Source organism: Nocardioides sp., assembly GCF_031422975.1.
Taxonomy (GTDB): Bacteria; Actinomycetota; Actinomycetes; order Propionibacteriales; family Nocardioidaceae; genus Nocardioides.
Map to the genome: position 1 here is coordinate 1 of NZ_JANPEO010000154.1, position 5,058 is coordinate 5,058.

The following is a 5,058-nucleotide window of genomic DNA, read 5'->3' on the forward strand; positions in this document are numbered from 1 at the left end:
GACTCGGCCACGCGGAGGAGGTGGCGAGCTTGGTCGTCGTGTGCCTGACCAACTCCTACCTGAACGGTGAGACGGTCCGCGTCGACGGCGGCATCCGGATGCCGCCGAAGTAGTCCGACAGGTCTTGGCGCGACGTCGGGCGCTATCTCGCTCGCGCCGCGGGGGAGTGCGACCTACTCTTGACGCATATGACGAACGCACCTGACTTCAACCTCGACGCTGCCCTCGGCGCCACCGACGACTGGGACGACTTCGAGTCCGGGTATGCCGATGAGCCCGCGGACGACCTGATCTCGGCCGACGGCCCCGACCCGGAGGACGAGCTCACCACCGGTGAGCAGGATCTGGCCGAGCGGCACGCCCTGCGGCGCGTCGACGGCCTGCGCACCGAGCTCGAGGACATCACCGAGGTCGAATACCGCCAGCTCCGCCTCGAGAAGGTCATCCTCGTCGGCGTGTGGACGTCGGGCACCGTCGCCGATGCGGAGAACTCGATGGCCGAGCTGGCGCTGCTCGCCGAGACCGCCGGCTCCGAGGTGCTCGACGCGATCTACCAGCGCAGGCAGACCCCGGACCCCGCGACGTTCATCGGACGCGGCAAGGTCGAGGGCCTGCGCGAGATCGTGCAGGCCTCCGGCGCCGACACCGTGATCCTCGACGGCGACCTCGCGCCCAGCCAGCTGCGCAACCTCGAGGACAAGCTCAAGGTCAAGGCGATCGACCGGACCGGGCTCATCCTCGACATCTTCGCCCAGCACGCCAAGAGCAAGGAGGGCCAGGCGCAGGTCGAGCTGGCCCAGCTGCAGTACATGAAGCAGCGCCTCCGCGGCTGGGGTGGCAACCTCTCCCGGCAGGCGGGTGGGCGCGTGTCCGGCGGTGAGGGCATCGGTGGCCGAGGCCCCGGTGAGACGAAGATCGAGACCGACCGGCGCCGGATCAACACCAAGATCGCCAAGCTCCGCAAGGAGCTCAAGGAGCTCAAGGGCACCCGCGCGACGATGCGCCAGGAGCGCTCGCGCAACCACATCCCGAGCGTGTCGATCGCGGGCTACACCAACGCCGGGAAGTCCTCGATCCTCAACCGGCTGACCGATGCCGGGGTGCTGGTCGACGACTCGCTGTTCGCGACGCTCGACCCCACCACGCGGCGGACGACGACCAAGGACGGGCGGGTCTACACCATGTCCGACACCGTCGGGTTCGTGCGACACCTGCCGCACCAGCTGGTCGAGGCGTTCCGCTCCACGCTCGAGGAGGTCGCCGAGTCCGACCTGATCCTGCACGTCGTCGACGGCTCGCACCCCGACCCGGAGGGTCAGCTTGCCGCGGTGCGCGAGGTGTTCGCCGAGATCCACGCCTCGAAGGTGCCCGAGCTCGTCGTCATCAACAAGGCCGACACCGCCGACCCGATGGTCATCGCCAGACTGCTGGCGCGCGAGCCGCACAGCGTCGTGGTGAGCGCCAGGACCGGCGAGGGCATCGATGCGGCCATCGCGGCGATCGAGGCGGAGCTGCCGCGTCCGAGCGTGCAGTTCGAGGCGCTGCTGCCCTACGAGCGCGGCGACCTGCTCAACCGGTTGCACCAGCAGGGCGAGATCCAGGCGCTCGAGCACACCGGTGACGGCACGCTCGTCCGAGGTCGCGCCAACGCCGACCTCGCGAGCGACCTGGCGGCCTACCCCGTCGTCTGACGTCCCGATTGCGGCGCCCTGCGACCACTGGGGGAGGATGACGCGCATGTCACGCGGCGCCCTCGTTCGTTTCCTGCTCGTCCTTGGTCTGCTCGGCGGCTGCCTCGCCCTCACCTTGACCCAGAAGCCCAATCTGGGCCTCGATCTTCGCGGTGGAGCGCAGTTCGTCTTCCAGGCGACCGGCACCGAGGCAGCACCCGCCAACGCGGAGAACGTCGACAAGACGCTCGAGGTGCTCCGTGGTCGCGTCGATTCCCTCGGTGTCGCCGAGTCCACGCTGGTGCGCCAGGGCTCCGACCGGATCCTGGTCGAGCTGCCGGGCGTCACCAACGACGAGGAGGCGCAGCAGGCCGAGGAGCAGATCGGCAAGACGGCCAAGCTGACCGCGCACGAGGTCATCGGCACCGTCAGCCACCCCGAGCAGAAGCCCAAGAAGGGCAACCTGATCCTGCCCAGCGACCAGGGCGACTCGCTCGAGATCGGCCCCGTCGCGCTCAGCGGCGAGGACGTCACGGGTGCCGACGGGCTCCAGCGGCAGGGTTCCGTGGGCTATGTCGTCGCGCTCAGCTTCACCGGCAGCGGCGGCGACAAGTGGGCGGACATCACCGGCAAGGCCGCGTGCAACCCGTTGGGCGACCCCAAGCGACGCGTCGCGATCGTGCTGGACGACAAGATCATCACCTCGCCCGAGGTCAATCAGGGTGTCGCCTGCGATGTCGGCATCCAGGGCGGCGGCACCGACATCACGGGCAACTTCTCGCAAACCGAGGCCACGGAGCTGTCTGCCCTGATCGAGGGCGGATCGCTACCGCTCGAGCTCGAGCTCATCTCCGACCGGTTGGTCGGCCCGACGCTCGGTGCCGCGGCGATCGACGCCTCGCTCCAGGCCGGCCTGATCGGACTGCTGCTGACGGGCCTGTTCATCATCGCGGTCTACCGGCTGGTCGGCGCGATGGCGACGATCGCGCTGGCGTCCTACTCCCTCCTCGCCTACGCCATGTTGCTGCTGCTGGGCTCGACCCTGACCCTGCCGGGTCTCGCGGGCTTCGTGCTCGCCATCGGCATGGCGATCGACGCCAACGTGCTGGTCTTCGAACGAGCGCGGGAGGAGTTCGCCGAATATCCCTCGGCCGGGCTCCGTCGCGCGCTGTCGGTCGGCTTCAACAAGGCCTGGTCGGCCATCATCGACTCCAACGTCACCACCCTGCTCGCCGCCGGGCTGCTGTTCGTGCTCGGCTCCGGACCGATCAAGGGCTTCGGGGTGACGCTCTCGATCGGTGTCATCGCCTCCATGGTCTCGGCACTGATCATCGCCCGCGTGCTCTCCGAGGTCGCGGTCTCGACCAGGTTCGTCGCTCGCAAGCCGACCATCAGCGGTCTCGGCAACGTCGGCAAGGTGCGCACCTGGCTGGACCGGAAGAACCCCGACCTGATGCGCAGGCGCAACCTCTGGCTGGGCATCTCGGGCGCGGCGCTGGTGCTGGCCGTGACCGGGATCTTCACCCAGGGGCTCAACCTGGGCGTGGAGTTCACCGGCGGGCGCCAGCTCGACTACTCGGTCTCGAAGACGATCTCGGTCGACGACGCGCGCGCCGCGATCGCCGACGCCGGCTTCCCGCAGGCCGTCGTCCAGGGTGCCGACACCGCCGACTTCACCGTGCGCACCGGCGAGATCAGCAACGCCGAGGAGCAGAAGATCGAGGACGCGCTCAAGACGGTCGGTGGCAAGGTCACCAAGCAGGACGACCAGACGATCGGCGCCTCCCTCGGCACCGAGCTGCGCGACAAGGCGCTGATCGCCTTCGGCGTGGCGCTCCTCGTCCAGCTGATCTATCTCGCGTTCCGCTTCAAGTGGACCTTCGGCGTCTCCGCGGTGCTGGCGATGTTCCACGACGTGGTGCTGGTGCTCGGCCTGTTCGCCTGGCTGGCGAAGCCGATCGACGGCATCTTCCTCGCCGCCGCGATGACGATCATCGGGCTGTCGGTCAACGACACGGTCGTGGTCTTCGACCGCATCCGCGAGCGTTGGCACGGCTCGCGCCCCGACGACGACTTCGCCAAGCTCGCCAACAAGGCGGCAGTCGAGACCATGCCGCGCACGGTCAACACGGGCCTGGGTGCGATGTTCATCCTGGCGGCGCTGGCCGTCTTCGGTGGCGACTCGCTGCGCGACTTCGCGATCGCGCTGCTGGTGGGCCTCGTCGTCGGCACCTACTCCTCGGTGTTCACCGCCACCCCGATGCTGACCTACTTCCAGCAGAAGTGGCCGATGAGCCGGGTCAAGAGGGAGCGCGTCGCGCGCACCCCCGAAGACTCCGGCGCCGTGATCTGAGCTGTGGAGTGGGTACGCCGCACTGTCGGTGCGCGCCCGTAGGGTTCTCAGGTGCCTGACACCGACGCCCCTCCCGCGCGCAAGGCCCCGGATGTCCCCGGGGTGCTCGCCGCTGCGGTGAAGGCCCTGGGTGGGCAGGAGCGCGCGGGCCAGATCGAGATGGCCGAGCAGGTCTCGCAGGCACTCGGCAATGGCTTGCACCTCCTCGTCCAGGCCGGCACCGGCACCGGCAAGTCGCTGGCCTACCTCGTCCCGGCGATGCTGCACCACGACCGGGTCGTGGTCGCCACCGCCACGCTCGCCCTGCAGCACCAGCTCGTCGAGCGGGACATCCCGAGGCTCGTCGAGGCGATCGGGGATCAGGTCGACGCGACGTACGCCGTGCTCAAGGGTCGGAGCAACTACGCCTGCCTGCACCGCATCCGCGAGGGCGTGCCCGACGAGCAGGGCTCGCTGGTGGACGTGCCGACCGGATCGATGGCCGAGAAGGTGCTCGAGCTTCGCGCGTGGGCGGAGCAGGACTCCAAGGACGCCGGCACCGGCGAGCGCGACAACGCCCCGCGTCACACCGACCGCGAGTGGCGCCAGGTCAGCGTCAGCCACCGCGAGTGCCTCGGTGCGACCAAGTGCCCCTTCGCCTCCGAGTGCTTCGCCGAGCGCGCGCGGGAGAAGGCGCAGCGCTCGCACCTGATCGTCACCAACCACTCGCTGCTCGCGATCGACGCGATCGAGGGCGTGCCGATGATCCCCGACTACGACGCGGTGATCATCGACGAGGCCCACGAGCTGACCGCCCGGGTCACCCAGGCCGCGACCGACGAGCTCGCGGTCAACGACATCGAGCGGGCCTCGCGGCGCTCGCAGCGCTGGGTCGAGGACGAGTCGGCCGACGCGCTCGCCGAGGCGATCGAAGCCACCTCACCCGGCCGGATCGAGCGCGTCACCGACCAGCTCGGCGAGGCGCTCACCCTCGTGCGCGATGCCGCGCGCAAGTGCCTCTCCGCGTTCCCCAAGGACACCCCGTCCGCCGACGGC

General features: G+C 69.5%; 3 protein-coding genes. All 3 read left to right on the forward strand.

All coding sequences use genetic code 11. From position 1 onward, the window contains the following. Positions 1-188 precede the first annotated feature (188 nt). Positions 189-1,691: a GTPase HflX gene (gene hflX / locus RMO85_RS04855; protein WP_310526814.1), complete on the forward strand. Its 1,503-nt coding sequence runs from the start codon at positions 189-191 to the stop codon at positions 1,689-1,691. Between the two features lie 46 nt (positions 1,692-1,737). Further along, positions 1,738-4,023 carry a protein translocase subunit SecD gene (gene secD, locus RMO85_RS04860; protein ID WP_310526815.1) on the forward strand — a complete coding sequence of 762 codons (2,286 nt, stop codon included), beginning with the start codon at positions 1,738-1,740 and terminating at the stop codon, positions 4,021-4,023. 51 nt (positions 4,024-4,074) lie between these two features. Continuing rightward, on the forward strand, positions 4,075-5,058 hold a 984-nt coding region (locus tag RMO85_RS04865), incomplete at its 3' end, for an ATP-dependent DNA helicase (protein WP_397203128.1).

What these genes read in the sequence shown, in the direction of transcription:
- hflX (WP_310526814.1), top strand. Translation starts at nt 189, where the DNA reads ATGACGAACGCACCTGACTTCAACCTCGACGCTGCCCTCGGCGCCACC.
- secD (WP_310526815.1), top strand. Translation starts at nt 1,738, where the DNA reads ATGTCACGCGGCGCCCTCGTTCGTTTCCTGCTCGTCCTTGGTCTGCTC.